22 protein-coding genes are annotated in these 21,610 nt (G+C 52.1%); 15 read left to right on the top strand and 7 right to left on the bottom strand.

The features are described from left to right. Window positions 1-144 precede the first annotated feature (144 nt). The 6 genes from CWI71_RS11425 to ygfZ all read right to left on the bottom strand — a co-directional run bounded on the left by CWI71_RS11425 (window position 145) and on the right by ygfZ (window position 6,262). Window positions 145-852, bottom strand: coding sequence for a response regulator (locus tag CWI71_RS11425; protein ID WP_126755400.1), 708 nt, complete (start codon window positions 850-852; stop codon window positions 145-147). Next, entirely contained in the window at window positions 849-1,934 is a 1,086-nt protein-coding gene (locus CWI71_RS11420; RefSeq protein ID WP_126755399.1) for a sensor histidine kinase, read from the bottom strand. The genes CWI71_RS11425 and CWI71_RS11420 overlap by 4 nt, the downstream gene beginning before the upstream one ends. 17 nt (window positions 1,935-1,951) lie before the next feature. Continuing rightward, entirely contained in the window at window positions 1,952-3,406 is a 1,455-nt protein-coding gene (locus CWI71_RS11415; RefSeq protein ID WP_126755398.1) for a TrkH family potassium uptake protein, read from the bottom strand. A gap of 138 nt (window positions 3,407-3,544) precedes the next feature. Beyond that, the gene (locus CWI71_RS11410; RefSeq protein ID WP_126755397.1) at window positions 3,545-4,708 is read right to left on the bottom strand and encodes a trans-sulfuration enzyme family protein; all 1,164 of its coding nucleotides are present in this window, start codon (window positions 4,706-4,708) and stop codon (window positions 3,545-3,547) included. A gap of 124 nt (window positions 4,709-4,832) precedes the next feature. Next, entirely contained in the window at window positions 4,833-5,321 is a 489-nt protein-coding gene (locus CWI71_RS11405; protein WP_126755396.1) for an FKBP-type peptidyl-prolyl cis-trans isomerase, read from the bottom strand. Next, complete coding sequence (ygfZ, locus tag CWI71_RS11400; protein WP_241967731.1) at window positions 5,318-6,262, bottom strand: tRNA-modifying protein YgfZ; 945 nt, start codon at window positions 6,260-6,262, stop codon at window positions 5,318-5,320. Before ygfZ ends, CWI71_RS11405 begins: the two co-directional genes overlap by 4 nt. 78 nt (window positions 6,263-6,340) lie before the next feature. On the opposite strand from ygfZ, the gene CWI71_RS11395 reads away from it, so the two are divergent. After that, a complete protein-coding gene (locus tag CWI71_RS11395) occupies window positions 6,341-6,613 on the top strand; it encodes an FAD assembly factor SdhE (RefSeq protein WP_126755404.1) in 273 nt (90 codons plus the stop codon). Between the two features lies 1 nt (window position 6,614). Next, window positions 6,615-6,926 (top strand): hypothetical protein, encoded by a 312-nt coding sequence (locus CWI71_RS11390; protein ID WP_126755394.1) that lies wholly within the window; start codon window positions 6,615-6,617, stop codon window positions 6,924-6,926. Here the strand turns inward: CWI71_RS11390 and nadB are convergent. After that, entirely contained in the window at window positions 6,885-8,483 is a 1,599-nt protein-coding gene (gene nadB, locus CWI71_RS11385; protein ID WP_126755393.1) for an L-aspartate oxidase, read from the bottom strand. The two genes, CWI71_RS11390 and nadB, sit on opposite strands and share 42 nt — an antisense overlap. Before the next feature lie 181 nt (window positions 8,484-8,664). Here nadB and rpoE point away from each other — a divergent pair, with 181 nt between their 5' ends. From rpoE to mazG, 13 genes are all read left to right on the top strand, one after another. Then, window positions 8,665-9,243 (top strand): RNA polymerase sigma factor RpoE, encoded by a 579-nt coding sequence (gene rpoE, locus CWI71_RS11380; RefSeq protein ID WP_126755392.1) that lies wholly within the window; start codon window positions 8,665-8,667, stop codon window positions 9,241-9,243. Window positions 9,244-9,261: 18 nt separating this feature from the next. Beyond that, the gene (locus CWI71_RS11375) at window positions 9,262-9,897 is read left to right on the top strand and encodes a sigma-E factor negative regulatory protein (protein ID WP_126755391.1); all 636 of its coding nucleotides are present in this window, start codon (window positions 9,262-9,264) and stop codon (window positions 9,895-9,897) included. Beyond that, the gene (locus CWI71_RS11370) at window positions 9,887-10,888 is read left to right on the top strand and encodes a MucB/RseB C-terminal domain-containing protein (protein ID WP_198678784.1); all 1,002 of its coding nucleotides are present in this window, start codon (window positions 9,887-9,889) and stop codon (window positions 10,886-10,888) included. The genes CWI71_RS11375 and CWI71_RS11370 overlap by 11 nt, the downstream gene beginning before the upstream one ends. A gap of 8 nt (window positions 10,889-10,896) precedes the next feature. Continuing rightward, window positions 10,897-11,331, top strand: coding sequence for a SoxR reducing system RseC family protein (locus CWI71_RS11365; RefSeq protein ID WP_126755389.1), 435 nt, complete (start codon window positions 10,897-10,899; stop codon window positions 11,329-11,331). Between the two features lie 90 nt (window positions 11,332-11,421). Continuing rightward, the gene (gene lepA, locus CWI71_RS11360; RefSeq protein ID WP_126755388.1) at window positions 11,422-13,233 is read left to right on the top strand and encodes a translation elongation factor 4; all 1,812 of its coding nucleotides are present in this window, start codon (window positions 11,422-11,424) and stop codon (window positions 13,231-13,233) included. Between the two features lie 14 nt (window positions 13,234-13,247). Next, window positions 13,248-14,171 (top strand): signal peptidase I, encoded by a 924-nt coding sequence (lepB, locus tag CWI71_RS11355; RefSeq protein ID WP_126755387.1) that lies wholly within the window; start codon window positions 13,248-13,250, stop codon window positions 14,169-14,171. Between the two features lie 2 nt (window positions 14,172-14,173). Continuing rightward, window positions 14,174-14,881, top strand: a complete 708-nt coding sequence (rnc, locus tag CWI71_RS11350; protein WP_126755386.1) for a ribonuclease III — start codon at window positions 14,174-14,176, stop codon at window positions 14,879-14,881. A 1-nt stretch (window position 14,882) separates the two neighbouring features. Continuing rightward, on the top strand, window positions 14,883-15,785 hold the full coding sequence (gene era / locus CWI71_RS11345; RefSeq protein ID WP_126755403.1) for a GTPase Era: 903 nt from the start codon (window positions 14,883-14,885) through the stop codon (window positions 15,783-15,785). A gap of 5 nt (window positions 15,786-15,790) precedes the next feature. After that, a complete protein-coding gene (gene recO / locus CWI71_RS11340; protein WP_126755385.1) occupies window positions 15,791-16,483 on the top strand; it encodes a DNA repair protein RecO in 693 nt (230 codons plus the stop codon). Continuing rightward, on the top strand, window positions 16,483-17,247 hold the full coding sequence (pdxJ, locus tag CWI71_RS11335) for a pyridoxine 5'-phosphate synthase (RefSeq protein WP_241967729.1): 765 nt from the start codon (window positions 16,483-16,485) through the stop codon (window positions 17,245-17,247). The genes recO and pdxJ overlap by 1 nt, the downstream gene beginning before the upstream one ends. 1 nt (window position 17,248) lies before the next feature. Then, on the top strand, window positions 17,249-18,577 hold the full coding sequence (locus CWI71_RS11330; RefSeq protein ID WP_126755384.1) for a methyltransferase domain-containing protein: 1,329 nt from the start codon (window positions 17,249-17,251) through the stop codon (window positions 18,575-18,577). 2 nt (window positions 18,578-18,579) lie between these two features. Then, a complete protein-coding gene (relA, locus tag CWI71_RS11325) occupies window positions 18,580-20,763 on the top strand; it encodes a GTP diphosphokinase (protein WP_126755383.1) in 2,184 nt (727 codons plus the stop codon). After that, entirely contained in the window at window positions 20,750-21,571 is an 822-nt protein-coding gene (gene mazG, locus CWI71_RS11320) for a nucleoside triphosphate pyrophosphohydrolase (protein ID WP_275069889.1), read from the top strand. The genes relA and mazG overlap by 14 nt, the downstream gene beginning before the upstream one ends. Window positions 21,572-21,610: the final 39 nt, after the last annotated feature.

Here is a 21,610-nt window from a genome sequence, read left to right as displayed (position 1 = left end):
GCCATTGCCAGCGCTGTAGTAAGTTGCATAAAAAAATCCGTAGCCAGTGTTAACTAACTACGGATTCTGATCTATTGGGAGGATCGGTCAAGCGATCGCTAAAATATTTCTTAACTGATCGGCATTACGCAGTAGCGGGTTTTTTTATCGTTGCGGAGCCAACAGGAAACGATAGCCAACACCGGGTAAGGTCTCAATAAACTGTGGCTCACGACTATCATCACCCAACTTTCGCCTGAGTTGGCTAATAAAGATTCGTAAGTAGTGGAGGTCTTGTTTGTGTTGCGGACCCCAAACTCTGGTTAAAATATCTTTCTGCGGAATTAAACGCTGATGATTGCTAGCCAGTAGCCAGAGTAACTCAAATTCTTTAGGGGAGAGCTTAATGGTGCGACTGCCTAAAACCACTTTGTGCTGCGAATAGTCAATACTGAAATCATGGAATAGCAGCGCTTGTCGTGTTTCAATTGGATGCACATTCGTATTATCCCGAATTAAAACTTTCAGGCGTGCCAATAATTCACGGATACCAAATGGTTTCGTTAGGTAGTCATTCGCACCTGCTTCCAGCGCTCTGACTTTTTCTTCTTCATCGTCACGCGCGCTTAAGACCAGAATGGGTGTCCCTTTCGCTTTCCGCAGGGAGTGAATAAGATCCTGACCATCACCGTCAGGGAGGCCTAGATCCAGGATAATCAGGTCACAGTCCAGGTGTTGAAACATTTCCAGCGCAGTTGCGAACGTTGCGGTTTCAAAAACCTCAAAGCCTTCCGCCTGTAGCGAGATCCGGATGAATGCACGAATTCGTGGTTCGTCTTCAATAATCAGACATTTTGCTTTGCTATGTTTCATGACCAATGATTGTCGCCCTGATGAAGCGTAGAGTTTATCGGTAACTCGATTGACACAATAACGCGTTTTTCCGCGGTTTCAAGGATTGCGTTTATCTGTCCTTTATGAGCTCGAATAATACCATAGGCAACACTTATACCGAGCCCCATTCCCCCCGCACCATGATCCTTATTACGTCGGCTGATGAAGGGTTCACCCCAAAAGGTTAATTGTTGCGGATCAAACCCCGGGTCGACCTGGTTGCTTATCGCAATCTTTACTACAGTTTCAGGAGAGGTCGCAACTGAGACTTCTACTCTTACGGCGGTGCCGGGTTTGCGGTATCGCAATGCATTCTCAAGCAGATTAAAGAGTGCTTGCTCGAGTAAAGCGCGTTGTCCATGGAAATGAAGCGCTTCTTCGCTTAGCTCAAGCGATAATTCTGGCGCTGAGGTCTCAAGCCGATCGACCACGCTTTGTAAAAGTTCAGATAAGTGAATCGTCTCGTATGTCAGTTGAACACTTTTGTATTCAAACTTAGTGGCCTGCAGAAGGTTCTCTAAGTAGTGCTGCAAGCGGTTGGTTTCGCCAACAGCATTGGTAAGGAGCTCATTTTGTTCATGCGTGGATATTCGCTGACGGTAGTCCAGCAGGGTAGTGAGGTTGCCTAAAATACTTGCCAGAGGAGTTCGTAAATCGTGCGATAAAGAAAATAGTAATTGAGATTTTAGCTCAGCGGCGCGTAACTCAGTTTGCGCTGTGCGATTTCTTACCACCCAATAACTGCTTGCCATTGCGGTAAGAAAGAAAACAACCAGTGTGGCAATTTCTTCAACCTCAATCATATGGAGTGTGCCACGGGGGGTAGTGAAAAGTATGTTAAACAGTAAGGCACCGACGATCGCCGCGATCACCGCTCCACGGAAGGATGTCATAACGGTTGTTACAATGACCCCGAGTAAAAGAATCAGCGCAGTACCAGAGCTTGGTAATAACCACTGCTCAAGTAGAAAGGCAATGGCTGCGGTCGTGAGCATTATCCCAACGACACGTAACAGCTGTATCAACGAATATTTTTTGCGCTGGAGGATTTGTCTATACATAGTGATCCGAAAGTTACCTAACCCCGCCAGAATGTAGGTAATAATAGCGCAATCAAGGTAAAGTATTCGAGTCTTCCAAGCAGCATGGCAATATTTAGCAACCAAATACCAGTGTCTGAAACCACAATAAAGTTGCTGCTAACTTCACCAAAGCCAGGACCCAAAACATTAATACAAGCGGAAACAGCGGTAAACGCACTCCAGAAATCGAGGCCGGTAGTCATCATTAAGATGGTAAAGACCAGGGTAGTGGCGGCGGCCAGCGTCATAAACGCAAGCACTGCGCTAACAATGGTAGGTTTGACAGTTTCATGTTGGTAGCGAATGGTTTTGACAGCATGAGGGTGAACCAGAAGAAATAGTTGCTGGCGGATGAGTTTAAAGCTAATGATGTCACGAATCACTTTATTGCCGCCCGCTGTTGAGCCCGCGCAGCCACCCAGGTAACTTACGAAAACCAGTATAAGTGCCGTGGCACCGGGCCAGGCAGAAAGATCAGTCGCCCCATAACCGGTGCTGGTCATAAAAGAAACAATATGGAAAGCAGCAAATGTTAATGTAGTGAAAAAGTCGTCATAGATCGCATGATTGAAAAGGTAGATAGTAACGCCCAGGCTGACACATGCAAGAATTACCAGAAAGACACGGGTCTCTTCATCCAGCAGGTAATCCAACCAGTTGCGGTTGTGATTAGCGCGATAGTGCAGAGCGAAACTGATTGCCCCGAGGATCATAAAAACATTGCTGACCCATAGAATCAGTTCACTTTCGAAATACCCCATACTGGCATCGTGGGTCGAAAAACCACCTGTGGAAACAGTGGTAAAGCTATGGGCGACTGCATCGTACAGGGACATACCAGCAATCCAGTAGCCCGATGCGCAAAGCAGTGTTAATGCCACATAAACAAGCCATAAATAACGGGCTGCTGAGCGCACCCGCGGTGCTACTTTGTCGTTTTTTACCGGCCCGGGCGTTTCTGCCATCAGCAAGCGCATACCGCCGATATTGAGCATAGGTAAAATGGCGACGACAAAAATAACCACGCCTAATCCTCCGGTCCACTGTAGGAACTGACGATAAAGCAAAAAGCTTTTCGGCATATCATCAAGACCAACAAGAATGGTTGCACCAGTAGTAGTGAGGGCGCTGATCGATTCGAATGTGGCGTCAGTAAAACTGACCCCGGTAATAAAATAAATCGGAATAGCGCCTGAAAATCCGGCAACGATCCAAGTCAGAACTGCAAAAACCAAGCCATCCTGATTTGAGATGGTCTGATGATTGATAGCAGCAGTGCGTAGCCAGACTATTCCGCTGACAACCAGTAAAGCAAGACTACTGCCGAAGAAGACGGTTGCTACTTCGTCCTTAAATATTGAAACTGAGAGAATTGCAAAGGTTGCCTGGATGGCGCTGAACCAAAGTAATGGAAACGCAAGTAAGCGCGATACCGTGTTAATACGAACCATTTATGCCTTGGGATAATGAAGTCGACTAACACCATAGGCTAAGGGGGGCGGGCGTAAAAAAACTAGTGGGAAATTAGTGAAAAATATAAAGAAAGTATAAAGACCCCGGTGATTCCGGGGTTAAGTTTGAAAATGGTGTTAATCGGCGGGGAGTGCCTGTAGGAAATCAGCAAGCAACTCTTGCCGATCTTCGATGCCACACGACATGCGGAGCAGGTCGTCGGGGCAGGGGGTGCCTTCCCCTTCAACGCTGGCGCGATGCTCTATCAGGCTTTCAACGCCGCCGAGCGAGGTCGCGCGCTTCCATAACCTGGTGTTTGCAGCGACATGGATCGCAGCACTGGCGCCCCCTTTAAGGCGTACCGACAGCATACCGCCAAATCCGCCTTGCATCTGGCGTTTGGCAATGTCATGGCCGGCGAAATCAGGCAAGCCGGGATAAAGCACTTCAGCAACGGCTTCGTGCTGCGCCAGTTGCTCGGCAATAAACTGTGCGTTATGGCAGGACTCACGTACCCGCAGATGCATGGTGCGCATACCGCGTAGTAATTGCGCTGCATCATGCGGGCTTGGTACGGCACCCCCCTGGCTACGGACATTGCGGATGCGTTGCCAGTAAGCATCATTGTTGGCACCTATCAGGGCGCCGGCGATAATATCGGAGTGGCCGTTCAGGTACTTGGTGGCCGAGTGCATGACAATATCAGCGCCCAGCGTAAGCGGCTGGGTTAATAATGGGGTGGCGCAAGTTGAGTCGACCGCAACCTGAGCGCCGGCGTTATGCGCTGCTGCGGCAATGGCTTTGATGTCACTGACACACCAAAGTGGGTTACCGGGAGTCTCCAGCCAGACTAATTTGGTTTCGTTCGTGCGCAAATGCCCGGCCACAACGTCAACGCTGGTCATATCAATAAACTCGATGCGCAGGCCCCAGTCAGTAGCGAAGTTCAGTAACCAGTTGCGCAACGCCCAGTACATGACTTTTGGTGCCAGTACATGATCTCCCGGGCGCAGGCCCTGAAAAACTGCGGTGGCAGCGGCCATGCCAGAGCTGAATAACAGTGCTTCCTGCCCCTGTTCAAGTTGGCGTAATAATGCTTCAACCGGCTTATAGCTTGGGTTATCAGCGCGAGAGTAAACATTACCGGTAGGGTAACTGTTGTCTTTGCCGCGTAAATAGGTGGTGGCTACATGAATGGGCGGTACCACCGCCTGGGTCACCTCATCAATCGCACCTAATGCCTGGGCTAAAGCGGTGGCAGAAGTAAAAGGGTAGTTTTTCTTTGGCGTGCTAGCTGACATAGAACCGCTCAATTTGAGTAAAAGAGAGCTCTAGATTATAGAAATATCTGATGCTTGAAAAGCACAAAAAAACGCACCCGGAGGTGCGCTTCTTTGCTACGAGTCTGACCTCATTCACAACCACTTAGTCGTGGTTGTGATCGCCGTCTGAGTGGACGTGACCGTGGTCAAGCTCACTTTGGTCAGCGTCACGAACTTCAACGACTTCTACGTCGAAGTTAAGTGATACGCCAGCCAGTGGGTGGTTACCGTCAACGGTGACCTGGTCATCATTCACTTCAACGATAATTACTGACTGTTCACCATTGTCGGTGCTGGCGCGGAACTGCATGCCAGGCTCAACCGGGTTGTCGCCGAACAGAGTGCGTGGAACGCTTTGAATCAAGCCGTCGTGGCGTTCGCCATAGGCGTCTTCCGGCGCGATTTCCGCGGTGAATTTGTCGCCTTCGGTTTTACCGGCAAGCGCGTCTTCGAGACCTTTGATTAACATGCCGCGACCAAAGATGAACTGCAATGGCTGACCTTCTTTTGATTGGTCAAGCAGTTGGCCTTCCGCAGTTTTCACGGTGTAGTGAATGCCGACAACTTTGTCTTGGCTAATGGTTTGAGTCATGATTCATCCAATTTATATGGCAGTGGGTAAATTTCCAAGAGACTCGCGTCATCATCTTTAATGCGTAATTTAGTGTCAGACTCGAGATCACTCGGTAACACTGCCAGAACATCAAGATGTTGCTCAGTACGGTTCACTGCATTAATTACCGTACCTGCACGCCGCCAGTTGTCGCCAAGCTGCTGCTCAACAGTTGCTCCTGCTGAGACTGGCTTGCCGTGACCACTTAAGCGGAAAAGTGCACGCTTTTGTTTGCCCAAATACTTCATTCGGGCCACCGTCTCTTGGCCGATATAACACCCCTTGGTAAAACTGATGCCGTTCAGTGCCTGAACATTCAGCATCTGGGGTACGAACTCCTGTATTGTACCTGAAAACAGGGCCGGTCGGCCACGCTCGATTTCCAGTGCCTGCCAGTAAGCAAGATCAGAGTTGACCGGTAAGGCCTCTCCCTGCTGCAAACAAAGGTACTGATCAGGACTGGTACCGAGACTCAACACAACGGCAGTGTCGGTGCGGCTGATATGGCCACTGTCACTGCTGGCGAGCGGAGCGTCAAGGAGTTCAGCAAGGTGAGCGGGTGCGGCAGTACCAAAGGCTCCGAACAGTTGAAAGTCGGCACTGGCGTCACGTATCTCGACCTTATTGAAGATACCAAACTTTTGTAATTGCGTTAAGGTTGCTTCCATTGCCGGTTTTGCCGCAATAATAAGTACGCCATCGCCGTAGCGTACCAACCAGAATGTGCTTAAGGTTTTGCCTTTATTGTCACAGTGCGCGCCGTAGATCCAGTTATCCTGGCCTAATTGCTTAAGGTCACAGGTAAACTGACCCTGTAAAAAACTGTCGGTGTCGGGACCCGACACCTGGGCAATACCGTGATCAGTCAGGGAAACTGTTACGTATTCTGGTGGAGCTTTGGTAAACTCTGTCGTTAACACAATCAACCTCGTTGTTTCGCGTCTATGTCAGATAGGTGGGGACAGTTTTTTAAGATACAAGGGGCGATGTCAGAACCTATGCAAAAATTACAACAAAACGCCGAGTCGTTGCGCAATAAAAATCGCTTACGCTGGGCTTGCCGGCGTGGCATGTTAGAGCTGGATGTGCTGTTCATGCCCTTTGTTGAACAGGCTTACGATGACCTGGACGAGCAACAGCAAGCCGCCTTCCGGCGTTTACTGACCTGCGATGACCCTGATTTGTTTGCCTGGTTTATGGGACATCAACGTTGTGAAGACCCGGAACTGAAAGGCATGGTCGACTATATATTAAGTCGCGTGAAGGTTTGAGATGTGGTTATGCAGCCAGCTACCCTGGCGCTGGCTGCGCATGTCAGCAACTGTATGGGGTATCGATCCGCACGGCGAGCGCTTCTGCCGGCTTGATGGCGAGCGGAACTGGCTGCTGGAACAACCGCAGCGTATTTTCGTAACCCCTGCGTTGGTGCTGATCCAGTTTCAGCGTGTCACTCGCGCCGGCCAGTTACAGCCACCGCAATGGTGGTGGTGTTGCGCCGCCTGGACCGACGCTTTGACCTTTTCCCGCTGCCGTCGGTTGGCTTTATTCTGGCGTCAGCACCGTCGGCTCGGCAGTCGCCGCTAGTTCGGGGTAATCCAGGGTGTAATGCAGCCCGCGGCTTTCTTTGCGCTGCATGGCGGAAAGCACGATCAGGTGCGCCACTTGTAGCAGGTTGCGCAACTCTAATAAGTTATTGCTGACCCGGAAGTGGCTGTAATACTCATGCACTTCGTGTTGTAACAGCTCAATACGATGCAGCGCGCGCTCCAGTCGCTTGGTGGTGCGCACAATACCTACGTAGTCCCACATAAACAGACGCAGCTCATGCCAGTTGTGCTGGATAATAACTTCTTCGTCGGAATGGCTGACTTTACTCTCGTCCCAACGTGGCAGATCGCACTTCAGGTCAGCCTCGTGCAGTTGTGCGCAAATATCGGCAGCGGCTGCCTGCGCGAACACCAGGCATTCCAATAGTGAGTTACTGGCCATGCGGTTCGCACCATGCAGACCGGTGTAGGCGACCTCGCCGATCGCATACAAGTGCGGTATGTCAGTCTGTGCCTGCAGGTCGGTCATGACGCCGCCGCAGGTATAATGAGCGGCGGGAACAACGGGCATGGGCTGGCGGGTAATATCAATCCCCAGACTCAGGCATTTATCATAAATGGTCGGGAAGTGTTCCTGAATAAAGTCCGCTGGTTTATGCGAGATATCCAGATACATGCAGTCAGCACCTAAACGCTTCATCTCATAGTCGATGGCACGGGCTACCACATCGCGTGGGGCTAACTCGGCAGCGGCGTGAAAATCAGGCATAAAACGCGTGCCATCGGGACGCTTCAGTATCGCGCCTTCGCCACGTAAGGCTTCGGTCAGCAAAAAGGTCTGTGCGCTCGGATGATACAAACACGTCGGATGAAACTGATTAAATTCCATGTTGGCCACGCGACAGCCGGCACGCCAGGCCATGGCAATACCGTCGCCACTGGCAACGTCAGGGTTTGAGGTGTACTGATAAACCTTACTGGCGCCACCAGTGGCCAGTGCGACAAAGCGCGCGGCGACGGTTTCAACGCGTTCAGCAGCGCGGTTCCAGATATAGGCGCCATAGACGCGTTTCGCGTGGCCGGTCTGACGGTCGGTGATTAAATCGACGGCATTGTAGCGCTCCAGTACCCGGATATTGGGGTGGTTGCGTACCTTGGCCACCAGCGTTGTCTGCACGACTTTCCCCGTCGCATCAGCGGCATGAAGAATACGTCGGTGGCTGTGACCGCCTTCCTGATTCAGGTGGAACTTACTTTCGCCGTCTTCAGCGTCCACCCGGTCAAAGCCCACACCAAGATCAATGAGCCATTGCAGGCTCTTTTTCGCATTTGAAGTGGTAAAAGCGACAGCGTCCGGATTACAAAGACCGGCACCGGCAATTAACGTATCCTGAATATGGCTTTCAATGCTATCATTCTCATCAAAGACGGCGGCAATACCGCCTTGCGCATAGTAAGTAGAGCCTTCGGTGAGCGGACCTTTCGATAACACCAGTACCTGCGCCTGATCGGCAAGGTGTAAAGCCAGGGTTAAACCTGCCGCGCCGCTGCCAATAATCAGCACGTCGCATTGATAATCGATGACTTGTTCCATAAAGTAGGGATTAGTTGAAGCGCAAGGCGCTGTTTTGCCGATGGAATAGCAAAGATTCTACTCTTTTAGAAAATTTTTGCGAACTTTTTGAAAAGCGCCCTGTCAGAACCACCAGCATGAATAAATCGGATGTTGGGCCTGGTTCGCAAGACAAGATGTGGGTTGAGGAGAACAGGCTCAGATGAGCGAACAAGACACTGATAAAGCGCTGGTGCAACGTGTGCAGCAGGGCGACCAACAGGCTTTTAATCTGTTGGTGCAAAAATATCAGCACAAGGTAATGAGCCTGATTTCGCGTTATGTAAAGCAGGCTGCCGATGTGCCGGATGTTGCTCAGGAAGCCTTTGTGAAGGCCTATAGAGCCATCGGAAATTTCCGCGGTGACAGTGCGTTTTATACCTGGCTGTACCGCATTGCGGTGAATACCGCAAAGAACTACCTGGTAGCGCAGGGGCGCAAGCCGCCAGCCTCAGATGTCGATGCTGAAGAAGCAGACTATCTGGAAGGCGCAGGGGCATTACGAGATGCTGCCTCGCCCGAGAGTTTATTGCTGACGGACGAAATACGCGACGTCGTCATGCGCACCATTGAAAGTTTACCGGACGACCTTCGCCGGGCAATTACATTGCGAGAAATTGAAGGCTTAGGGTATGAAGAAATTGCAATCGAGATGGACTGTCCTATCGGAACCGTACGGTCACGAATTTTCCGGGCTCGAGAAGCAATCGATGCGCAGTTAAGACCCTTACTAGAGCGCTAATTTATTTGAGGACTTTTTATGACAGACCGTAGCCATGAACAAGTGTCAGCATTACTCGATAATGCCGTTGCCGACGCGCGTGAACGTGAACAGCAACTGGATAACTTGTTGAGCGACACCGAAGCACAACAGGCTTGGGGGCGTTACGCATTAATGGGCCGCATCATGAAAGATGAAGCTGCCACGCGCATGCCGGTCGATATCAGTGCTGCGGTCGCAGCGCAGCTGGCACAGGAGCCACAACAGGATAAAGTCGTGCAGGGCCGCTTTGGTGCCCGCGCGGTACCGCAAATGCTGCAACGCTGGTTACGCCCGGCAGGAAGTGTAGCCATTGCCGCCGGTGTCGCGTTGGTAGCGGTACTGACGGTGCAACAAAGCCAGCCGGTAATGCCTGAAGAAAGCATGGAGCCAGCGTTCGCCACCACGCCGATTGGCGGTCGCAGCCCGGTAAGTTACAATACGGTATTGCAGAGTAACGAACCGACGCAGGCCGAACTGGCGCAGCAACGTCGTTTGTTGCAGTTCTATCTGCTTGATCACAATAATCAACTTCAGCTTTCATTGCAGGCGCAGCAGTTAAATGAACAAAGTCAAAACCAACAACAACCGGCAACTGCCGAGGAACAAGAACCACGCTTGCCGAATGACAACTAATCTGCTTAGCAGCAGCCTGCTCGGGCTGCTGCTGTTCACTGCCGCCCCCGTTCTCGCCCAGACCAGTCCAGCTTCTGAACTTCAACCAACGGCGCCAGTATCGGCTGCCGAACAGCGTTTTAATGAAATGGCGCAGGCGCTTCGTGAGCTTAATTTTGAAGCAACTTTGGTGCGAAGCACCGGTAACCGGCTGGAGCCGATGACCTGGTTACATGGTAACTACGAGGATGGTCCTGAAGTTGAATTGATTGTCATGCTGAATGGCCCTGATCGACGTATTGTGCGTCTGGGCGATGACACTTCTTATTATTTCCAACCAATGGATGACTCCTACACCTTACGCAGTGACGTGACCTATGGTCTGCTGCCCGCTGCTTTTTACCAGAATTTCGCCGCGCTGAAACCGCATTATCAGGTCAGTGCCGCGGAGCGGGGCGTGCGGATTACCGGTCGTGAAACGAAGTTTTTACGGGTGCTGAGTCGTGACAATGATCGTTACCACTACGGCCTTTGGATCGATAATGAGTCGGGTATGCTGTTGAAAATGCAAATGACGACGCCGCAGGGCGAAGTATTGGAGCAACTGCAGTTAACCACTTTTGTTGAGCGTGAAGCTATCCCAATCAGCCTGAGCGACCTGCGAGGCATACAGCGACCGCCGCGCTTACATGAAATCCGTAATCGTGTGGCGCCGCAATTCGGTGCCAAACCGACGTACCTGCCGGCGGGTTTTGAGTTGTTGCGCTCGAATCATCGCTACCTGGCCGCCACCCGTCTGCCCACGGATCACTTCTTGTACAGTGACGGTCTGACGGAAGTTTCTGTGTATGTTACCGAGAGCGAGGCGCAATCGTTACCCGAGCTTGGCATCCAGGGGCCAGAGTCGATTTATAACACCAATTTGCAGAATTATGCTGTCACTGTGGTGGGAAAGCTGCCGCTGGCAACCCTGCAACGGATTGCTGAAAACATGGCGCTGGTAAGCGAATAGAGGTCGGCATGATTCGTGAAGTCGCTTTAGTGCAGGCAGTGACAGATGATTACCTTGAGGTCACAACCGAGTTGAAAACCGGCTGTGGCGGCTGTGCGCAACAGTCTACCTGTGGCGCCGGTATTATTTCCAAAGCTTTCTCTGATCGCCGTGCCAGATTCCGGGTTGCACGCCCGGCGGGGGATTTTCAGGTCGGTGAGACAGTTGAACTACTGATGCCTGAACAGGCACTTACCAAAGCCTCGCTCCTTATCTACGGGCTGCCGTTGGTGGCGCTGTTCGCCATGGCAGCACTAACGCAGGGTCTGCTGGCATTAAGTGAGGGGGTTGCGATTCTGTTGTCGCTTGGAGCCTTTGCCGGGAGCTTCGTTTTACTCAAGCGTTGGTATCAAATGCGTGATTTGCGTGTGACGCAGCTACTGCAAGTACGACAATTGCAGTGAAATCTCCCGAAAATCCTTTGTTCTGAGCCGTATTATCAGTATGATCTGCGGTTATTCACGTATTTCTTTTAAGTAGTTGCGGGGGCATGAATGCCAGACAAGGCGTTTAAGCAAGCGAATATTCGAAATTTCTCGATCATTGCACACATCGACCACGGTAAGTCGACGTTGTCTGATCGGCTGATTCAACACTGTGGCGGCCTGACCGATCGTGAGATGGCAGCGCAGGTACTGGATTCTATGGATCTGGAACGCGAGCGCGGGATCACGATTAAAGCACAAAGTGTGACCTTACATTACACCGCCAATGACGGCGAAGTTTACCAGCTTAACTTTATCGACACCCCGGGCCACGTCGACTTCTCTTATGAAGTGTCGCGTAGTCTGGCCGGTTGTGAGGGTGCGCTGCTGGTAGTTGACGCTGCGCAAGGTGTGGAAGCCCAGACGCTGGCAAACTGTTACACCGCCATTGAAATGGATCTGGAAGTGGTGCCGGTGCTTAACAAAATCGATTTGCCGCAAGCTGACCCAATGCGCGTGGCGGAGGAAATCGAAGATATCGTCGGTATTGAAGCAATTGATGCGGTGCAGTGCTCAGCGAAAACGGGCATTGGCATCGACGAGGTACTGGAGCGTATCGTTAAACAAATTCCAGCGCCTCAGGGCGACCCCGATGCACCGCTGCAGGCACTGATCATCGATTCCTGGTTTGATAATTATCAGGGCGTCGTGTCACTGGTGCGCGTGCAAAACGGCACCTTACGCGCCGGCGATAAAATGAAGGTCATGTCAACCGGCCAGAGCCATCAGATTGACAAGGTAGGTTTCTTTTCGCCCAAGCCCACCGAAACCGGCATTTTGCGCTGTGGTGAAGTAGGGTTCGTGATTGCCGGTATTAAAGACATTCTGGGCGCCCCGGTTGGCGATACGTTGACCCTGGCTAAAGCGCCGGCCGAGAAGCCATTACCTGGTTTCAAAAAAGTGAAGCCTCAGGTCTATGCCGGTATGTTCCCTATCTCTTCTGATGACTATGAAAGTTTCCGTGACGCGCTGGGTAAACTGTCACTGAACGATGCTTCATTATTTTACGAGCCTGAAAACTCAGCCGCACTGGGCTTTGGTTTCCGTTGTGGTTTTCTCGGCATGTTGCACATGGAAATCATTCAGGAACGACTGGAGCGTGAGTACGACATTGATCTGATTACCACGGCGCCGACAGTTGTTTATAAGGTCGTGAAAACTGACGGTACCGAGGTTAGCGTAGATAATCCGTCGAATTTGCCGCCGATCAATGACATTGAGGAAATTTACGAGCCAATTGTTGAAGCCAATATTCTGGTACCGCAAGATTATTTGGGGAATGTCATTACCCTGTGCGTTGACAAGCGCGGTGTGCAGACCAAGATGGCTTATCACGGCAAACAAGTCGCAGTAACCTACGAGTTGCCGATGGCTGAAGTCGTGATGGACTTTTTTGACCGTCTGAAATCCACCTCGCGCGGTTACGCTTCACTGGATTATCAGTTTAAGCGTTTCCAGGAAGCCGATATGGTGCGCGTTGACGTGCTGATTAACGGCGACCGGGTCGATGCGCTGGCTATGATCACGCACCGTGATCATGCTCAGGGACGCGGCCGTGAACTGGTGGACAAAATGCGCGAACTGATTCCGCGGCAAATGTTTGATATCGCCATTCAGGCGACCATCGGAAACCATGTTATTGCCCGCTCGACGGTGAAACAGTTACGTAAAAACGTTACCGCGAAATGTTACGGTGGTGACGTGAGCCGTAAGAAAAAGCTGCTGCAAAAGCAAAAAGAAGGTAAGAAGCGTATGAAGCAGCTGGGTAACGTTGAGGTTCCGCAAGAGGCGTTTTTAGCGGTGCTTAAAGTAGGGAAATAAGAACAAGGTACAACATGGCAAATTTTTACTCAGTGTTGCTGACGGTGATTACCATCGTCGCCGGTCTTATCTGGCTTTATGATGCTAAAGTTAGTAAACCAAAGCGCCAACAGCGCATTGCAGATGAGGAGAAGCGGTTACAGCAAACCTTGTCTGACGAAGCAAGAGAACGCGTGGCGCCGCAGGGGAGCATCGCCGAGTTTGCCCAGTCGGTATTTCCGATACTTTTTGTCATTTTGATTTTACGCTCGTTTTTGTACGAGCCGTTTCGTATCCCGTCAGCTTCAATGATGCCCACCTTGCTTGAGGGTGATTTTATTCTGGTGGAGAAATTCAGCTATAGTTTACGTGACCCTATCTGGCGTACTGAACTGGTGGAAATAGATCGTCCTGAGCGCGGCGAAATTGCAGTATTCAAATATCCGCCTGAGCCGAGCCTCGATTTTATCAAGCGGGTGGTTGGCCTGCCGGGTGATCGTATTATCTATCGCAATAAGACGTTGTACATTCAGCCTGCATGCGACGAGGCAGCAACGCAATGCCCGGAACTGCAGGTGATCGAGCGTAACCTCGAGCGCGCGGATGCCATCTATTTTAGTGGTGCCACACCGTTGCAACAGTATCGCGAACAACTGGGCGAGGTCGCGCATGACACACTGGTCGATCCGACCGTGGGTAACCGCGACCGCTACTACTTTCAGCAGCCTGGCACAGCGCGCGATGAATGGATTGTCCCGGAAGGCAATTATTTTGTGATGGGCGACAACCGCGATAATTCTGAAGACAGCCGTTACTGGGGCTTTGTTCCGGAAGAGAATCTGGTCGGCCGTGCTGTCTTTATCTGGATGAGTTTTGAGATGGATCGCAAGGCATCGAGTATGCTGCCGCAGTGGATTCCGACCGGCATTCGCTGGGAACGCCTTGGAGGAGTGGAGTAATCGTGAGCTTACCAAAGCCACCCTTACGTGATTTAGAGAAAGCCTTTGGCTATACCTTTCAGGATGCAGAGCGCTGTGAACAGGCGCTAACGCATCGTAGTGCCAGTGCGCAGCATAACGAGCGCCTGGAGTTTCTTGGCGACTCGGTACTTGGCATTATTGTCAGTGAAGCGCTGTTTGAGAAATTCCCGAAAATCGATGAAGGCGACCTCAGCCGCATGCGGGCCACCTTAGTCTGCGGTCGTAATCTGGCAAAAATTGCGCAACGTTTTGAGCTGGGGAAGTATCTGGTACTTGGTCCCGGCGAGATGAAAAGCGGTGGCCACCGGCGTGAATCGATACTGGCCGATGCCATGGAAGCGCTGCTTGGCGCAATGTATCTGGAAAGCGATTTACAGACCTGCCGCAAAGTGGTTTTAAGCTGGTTCGCAGAACAACTGAAAAATATTCAGCCCGGCGCCGGCCACAAAGATCCAAAAACCCGCTTGCAGGAATTTTTGCAGGCCAAGCAAAAACAACTGCCCGTATATGACGTTGTGACCATTCAGGGTCAGGCGCATAATCAACGATTTACCGTCAGTTGCACCGTTGAATTGCTGGCTGAACCTGTGCTGGGTTCAGGCACCAGCCGTCGCAAAGCTGAACAGCAGGCTGCGGCACAAACCCTTACACTGTTGCAAGAGCAACAAGAGACAAATCATGTCGGATAATATGTCAGAAACGAGTTCCGCGTCAGCCTTTGTCGCAATTGTCGGCCGGCCTAATGTTGGTAAGTCGACGCTGCTCAACCGTATCCTTGGGCAAAAGATCAGTATTACCTCAAGCAAGCCGCAAACCACACGCCACCGCATTCTGGGTATTGAGACCGAAGGTGAGCGCCAGATCGTATATGTCGATACGCCGGGTCTGCATCAGGACGAGAAAAAAGCTATCAACCGGATGATGAACCGCGCTGCTACCAGCTCCATGAGCGGGGTTGAAGTGGTGCTGTTTGTGGTGGAAGCAGAGCGCTGGACGCAGGAGGATGATTTAGTGCTGGCGAAACTGCAAAAAAGTCAGCGGCCAGTTATTTTAGTGGTCAACAAAATTGACCAGGTGAAAGATAAAGGTGCGTTATTGCCCTTACTGCAGAATTTGGCCTCCCGGCATAACTTTGCTGAAATCATTCCTTTGTCGGCAAAAACCGGTGATCAGGTGGAAGCCCTGCGGCAAATTGTGCACAACTACGCAAAGCCGGGTATGCACCATTATCCTGAAGACTATGTCACCGATCGCTCGCTGCGTTTTATGGCGGCTGAGATTATTCGCGAGAAACTGATGCGCTTTACTGGTGATGAATTGCCGTATAGCACGACAGTTGAAATTGAGCGTTTTCAGACTGCACCTTCAGGTACCACTCATATTAATGCTTTGATTCTGGTTGAACGCGAAGGGCAAAAGCGCATGGTTATTGGCGCTGGCGGCAGCAAGTTAAAAACCGTAGGCTCTGAAGCGCGCCGTGATATTGAGAAGCTGGTTGACGGAAAAGTGCATCTGGAACTTTGGGTCAAGGTGAAAAGTGGCTGGGCCGATGATGAACGGGCACTGCGCAGCCTTGGCTACAACGAGGATTAAGGTGCGTGGAGCCGGCGTTTGTTCTGCATCGGTGGCCTTTTCAGGACTCCAGTCTTATTGTTGAGCTGCTAAGCCGCGAGCAGGGTCGGTTCCGTGTCGTGGCAAAAGGCGCGCGGCGCCCGAAAAGCCAGTGGCGCGCTATTTTACAACCCTTTACGCCGCTACTGATTACCAGTCAGGGGCGCCACGAATTACAAACCCTGCGTCAGGCAGAGCTTTACGGAACCAGCCTGACGCTTAAGGGAGAGGCACTTTACAGCGGGTTTTATCTGAATGAACTGCTGCAACGCCTGACGTCACCTTATCAACCCGTCGAAGAATTGTTCGATGATTACCACAACGCGCTGCGCGCGCTTGCTGCAAAACAACCGATAGAACCCGTGTTGCGTGAATTTGAGTGGCGCTTGTTGTGCCATCTGGGCCATGGATTCGACTGGTTTGCTGATAGCAATGGTGAGCCAATCGACGCCGACCGTCACTATCGCTTTATAGCGGAACAAGGTTTTTTACCGGTTGCTCAGCTGCAACCCCAGACTTTTTCGGGCGTAACATTACAGCGCCTGGGGGCGTTTGAGCTGACAGACGCGCAACTGCTAAACTCTATGAAACAAATCATGCGACAGGCACTGGCACCCTTTATCGGCGATAAGCCCTTGCGTAGTCGACAACTTTTCTCGCAACTGAAAAGGAAAGAATAATGCATCATGCTCCGATGGGTAACTCAATTTTGCTAGGGGTTAACATTGATCATGTGGCGACCGTACGTAATGCCCGCGGCGTTAGTTACCCTGATCCGGTAACCGCGGCAGCGATTGCCGAGCAGGCAGGAGCTGACGGTATTACCGTGCATTTGCGTGAAGACCGCCGCCATATTACCGATCGCGACGTCGAAATGCTGGCTGACACCCTGCAAACCCGCATGAATCTCGAGATGGCGGTGACGGACGAAATGCTGGCAATTGCCTGTCGCATCAAACCCACATACTGCTGTCTGGTGCCGGAAAAGCGTGAAGAACTGACCACCGAAGGCGGGCTCGATGTCGCCGGTCAGCAAGACAAGATTCGTGCGGCAGTGGAACGCTTAGCTGAGCAGGGTATTAAAACCTCGTTGTTTATCGATGCTGATCAGGAGCAGATAGACGCGGCCACAGCGACGGGCGCCAGTATCGTTGAGCTGCATACCGGTCATTACGCAGAGCAAACTGCGGTCAAAGAACAGCAACGCTCGCTGCTGATGCTGCACGATGCCGCGAAATATGCCCAGGCACGTGGTTTACAGGTAAACGCCGGCCACGGTTTGCACTATTTTAACACTGGCGCGGTGGCCGCTTTGCCCGAGCTGGTGGAGCTTAATATTGGTCATGCCATTGTTGCCCGCGCGGTACTGGTGGGTCTTGATCAGGCCGTTCGTGACATGAAAGCACTTATGCTGCAGGCGCGGACTTCAGGTCCGCGCAAGTAAGATGGCGCGTTTTTATCGTCCGCAACAGCGCCGTTCGCAACCCGCTCAGGCGCTCGCGCGGCAGCAGGTGAGCGCCCTTGATCATCAGGGGCGGGGCGTGGTTCGCACTGAGCGCGGCGTACGCTTTGTACCGGGTGCCTTGCCCGGCGAGATCATTGACCTGCAAACCCAGGGCAAGCATCAGGGGCAGTTGCTTAAGCTGCATGAGGTCTCCGCTACCCGGGTGGCGCCACCTTGTCCTTACTATGCGAACTGTGGCGGTTGTGATCTGCAGCATCTGGAACTAACAGCGCAACGGCGTCATAAACAGCAGGTGGTAACCGAGCTGTTAAGTAAGTTTGCCGATACCCGGGCGCAACAGTGGCTGCCGCCGTTAACTGCCGATGCCTGGCGCTATCGCCGGCGTGTGCGACTGGCAACCCATTGGGACCCGAAACGCCGGCAGCTACGGTTAGGATTGCGTGCGGCAGGCAGCAAAAACATTGTTGAAATACAGGACTGCCTGATTGCTGAAACGGCGTTGACCGCTTTATTGGCGCCACTACGGGCGCTTTTGCCAAAATTAAGCCTTGTTCATCAACTGGGGCATATCGAACTGATTCGTGCGGCACAGCGCTTAGTGGTGCTGCGGGTAATGCGTACGCCCACAGCCGCCGATAAAAAGCTGTTACGTGAATTTGCCACGCAACACGAAGTGAGTATCTGGCTGCAAGGGGGCGATAAGAGCGAGGAAGCTGTGCCGTACCCGTTGAACCCTGACGAAGTCTTGCCAGAATATGAGAGTCTGGGAGTTACGCTGGGCTTTATGCCCGGTGATTTTTTGCAGGCGCAGGGCCAGTTAAGCGTAGCGATGGTGGAGCAGGCACTCAGCTTGCTGGAAGTTAACCCGGCCGATAAGATTCTTGAGTTGTATGCGGGCAGTGGCAATTTCACCATTCCGCTGGCCAAAACCGGCGCGCAGGTGACCGCGGTTGAAGGTGTGCCATCGATGGTAGCACGCTTACAACAGAACGCCCGACGCTTTGGCCTGCGTGTTAATGCGCAGCAAGCCGATTTGGAACAGAACTGGCAGCGTTTTGACTGGGCGCAGCAAGATTTTAATAAGGTGCTGCTGGATCCGGCCCGGGCTGGCGCTTCGGGTGCCATCAGCGAGGTGGCGAAACGCGCTCCGCAGCGCATCGTCTATGTCTCCTGCGCGCCCGACACCCTGGCGCGCGATGCAAAAACACTGATTGCAGCAGGGTATCGCTTGCGCCAGGCGCAAATTATTGACATGTTCCCGCAAACCCATCACATTGAATGCCTGACATGCTTTGAACGGGAGAGGTAGCGGTGGTTCATGTGCGCAGTACTCATGTTGACAGACCAGAACAGCAGGGTGACTGGTTACAACCTGTGGCAGCAGCGGAAATCAAAACGCAACTGCGTGAGCACTGCCGGCAACTCGAACAGCAGCTAAGCGGTGAAGCAGCCAGTCAATGGTTGCGCAAAGGCCAGGAGATGGTCGAAATACTGGCGGCGCTTAATCTTGATGCTGAATCACTTCTGGCGGCGCTCTACAGTCCCGCGTATCAGGCCGGTCAAATCAGTCGCGAGACGGTCGTCGCACAACATAATGAACGCCTGGCCGAACTGCTTGATGCGGTGCAACAAATGCAGATGATCAGCGATCTGCAGCATTTCCAACATGGCAAACCCAACCTTGAGCAAATTGATAATGTCCGCCGCATGTTGTTGTCCATGGTGGCGGATGTACGCGCCGTATTGATTAAGCTGGCTGAGCGTATCTGTCGCCTGCGCGAGGTGAAAGGCGACGATGAAGAGACCCGCGTGCTGGTGGCAAAGGAGTGTCAGGACATTTATGCTCCTTTAGCGAATCGTCTGGGTATTGGCCAGTTGAAGTGGGAACTGGAAGATCTGGCCTTTCGCTACCTGCACCCGCAGACCTACAAAGCGATTGCCCGCCAGTTGCATGAGCGCCGGATTGATCGTGAGGAGTACATCACCGACTTTGTCAAAAACCTCGGCGCGGGCTTGCGCGAGGAGGGTGTCGAAGCTGAAGTGTACGGCCGGCCAAAACATATTTATTCCATCTGGCGTAAGATGCAGAAAAAGCATCTGAGCTTCGAACAACTTTACGATATTCGTGCCGTACGCATTATTACCCAGTCACTCAAAGACTGCTACGCAGCGCTAGGGGTGGTGCATAGCCAGTGGCGTCATATTCGTTCAGAGTTTGATGATTATATTGCGACGCCGAAAGCCAATGGCTATCAGTCCATACATACGGTGGTGATTGGCCCTGAGCAAAAGCACGTCGAAATTCAAATCCGCACCCAGAATATGCATGACGATGCCGAGCTCGGGGTTGCGGCGCACTGGCTTTATAAAGAGGGCAGTGCTGGCAAAAGTGGTGGTTTTGAAGAGAAAATTGCCTGGCTACGCAAGTTGCTGGCCTGGCATGAAGACATGGCTGAGAACGATGATCTGGTCGCGGAAGTGCGTTCGCAGGTGTTTGAAGACCGTGTCTATGTTTTTACCCCGCGCGGCGAGGTGATTGACCTGCCAGCGGGCGCGACGCCGCTTGATTTTGCCTATTACATTCACTCACAGGTCGGCCATCGCTGTGTTGGCGCAAAGGTTGACGGCCATATTGTACCTTTTACCTATACGCTGAAAAATGGTGAGCGGGTTGAAATCCTCACGCAGAAAAACACCAAACCACGGCGTGACTGGCTGAACCCGGCACTCGGCTATTTACGAACCTCGCGGGCGCGCAGTAAAGTCGCCACCTATTTTAAAAAGCTCGACCGTGACAAACATCTGAAAGCCGGGCGCGAGTTGTTAGAAAGTGAGCTGCACAAAGTCGATATTCCGTTGAGTCAGGCCACCACGGTACTGGAGCGGTTTAATTTTAATCAGCTGGATGACCTGCTGGTGGCGATTGGCGCCGGTGATGTGCGCTTAAATCAGGTGGTGAATCAGTTAAAGCCAGCACCTGATGCCACCGCTGAGCGGCTCGAACGGTTACAGCGCAAAAGTAAGCGCAAGTCGGGGAAACAAAGTGATGTCAGCGTGCAGGGCATTGGTAATCTGATGGTGCAGTTTGCCAAGTGCTGTCAGCCGTTACCCGGTGAACCCATTATGGGTTTCGTTACCCAGGGCCGGGGCGTATCGGTGCATCAGCGCGACTGTGAACAGTTAAAGCATTTGCTCGAACAGCACCCGGAGCGCGGCTTGCAGGTGCATTGGAGCCGTCAGGAACAGGGCCGCTACCGCGCTGATTTACGCATTGACGCGGACGATCGCCATGGCCTGTTACATGACATTACCGCGATTTTAGCGAATGAGAAGACCAGTGTCGCGCAACTGGACTCCCAACTTGATACGCACACGCAGCAAGCGCGTATTTCACTGGGCATATTTATTGAGGGGCAGGCGGGGCTGCAACGTATTATCGACCGCCTGCTACAAGTAAAAGGTATTCATAGGGTAGAACGTAGTGCCAGTAACTAAATCATCCGAACAGCAATTTCCCGGCGTCGCAGCATTGTTAGAAGTGATGCGGCGCTTGCGCGATCCCGACGGCGGTTGCCCGTGGGATCTGAAACAAACCTTAACCAGCCTGATTCCCTATACTATCGAAGAAGCCTATGAAGTTGCGGCCGCACTCACTGAAGGCGATATGGCAGCGATTAAAGATGAGCTCGGCGATTTACTGTTCCAGGTGGTGTTTTATACGCAACTGACAGCGGAACAGGGCCGTTTTAGTTTTGATGAAGTGGCGCAACAGACCGCGGACAAGCTTATCCGTCGGCATCCGCACGTGTTTGGTGAGACCAGTGCCGAATCTGATGCGGAAATTAAGGCGCAATGGGAAGCGATTAAGCAGCAGGAGCGCGCCGAAAGGGGTCAGCAGGACAGTGTTTTTAACGGTATTCCCGATAATCTGCCGGCCATTTTAATGGCGCAAAAACTGCAAAAACGCGCGGCGACGGTGGGCTTTGACTGGCATGAAATCATACCTGTCCTCGCTAAGATTAAAGAAGAAATTGCTGAAGTAGAGGAAGAACTGGCGGCCCAGCCGCAGGACCTATCCGCGCTGGAAGATGAGATTGGCGACGTATTATTTGCCGTGGTCAACCTGGCTCGCCATGCGCAGGTGAATCCGGAACATGCATTGCGGCGCACCAATGTTAAGTTTAAACAGCGTTTTCAGGCAATTGAAGCGCGTCTGGCAAAGCAGGGAAAAACGGCGGCCGAGCTAAGCCTTGAGGAACTTGAAGCGCAGTGGCAGGCGGTGAAGCGGGACGCTTTAGCTTAATTTTAAATTGTCGGAATTAAGTCATTGAGGTATACTGCT

This window comes from Pseudidiomarina insulisalsae (genome assembly GCF_003987065.1).
GTDB lineage: Bacteria > Pseudomonadota > Gammaproteobacteria > Enterobacterales > Alteromonadaceae > Pseudidiomarina > Pseudidiomarina insulisalsae.
The sequence above is the reverse complement of the archived record's forward strand: the minus strand, read 5'-3'. Positions and strand labels throughout refer to the sequence as shown.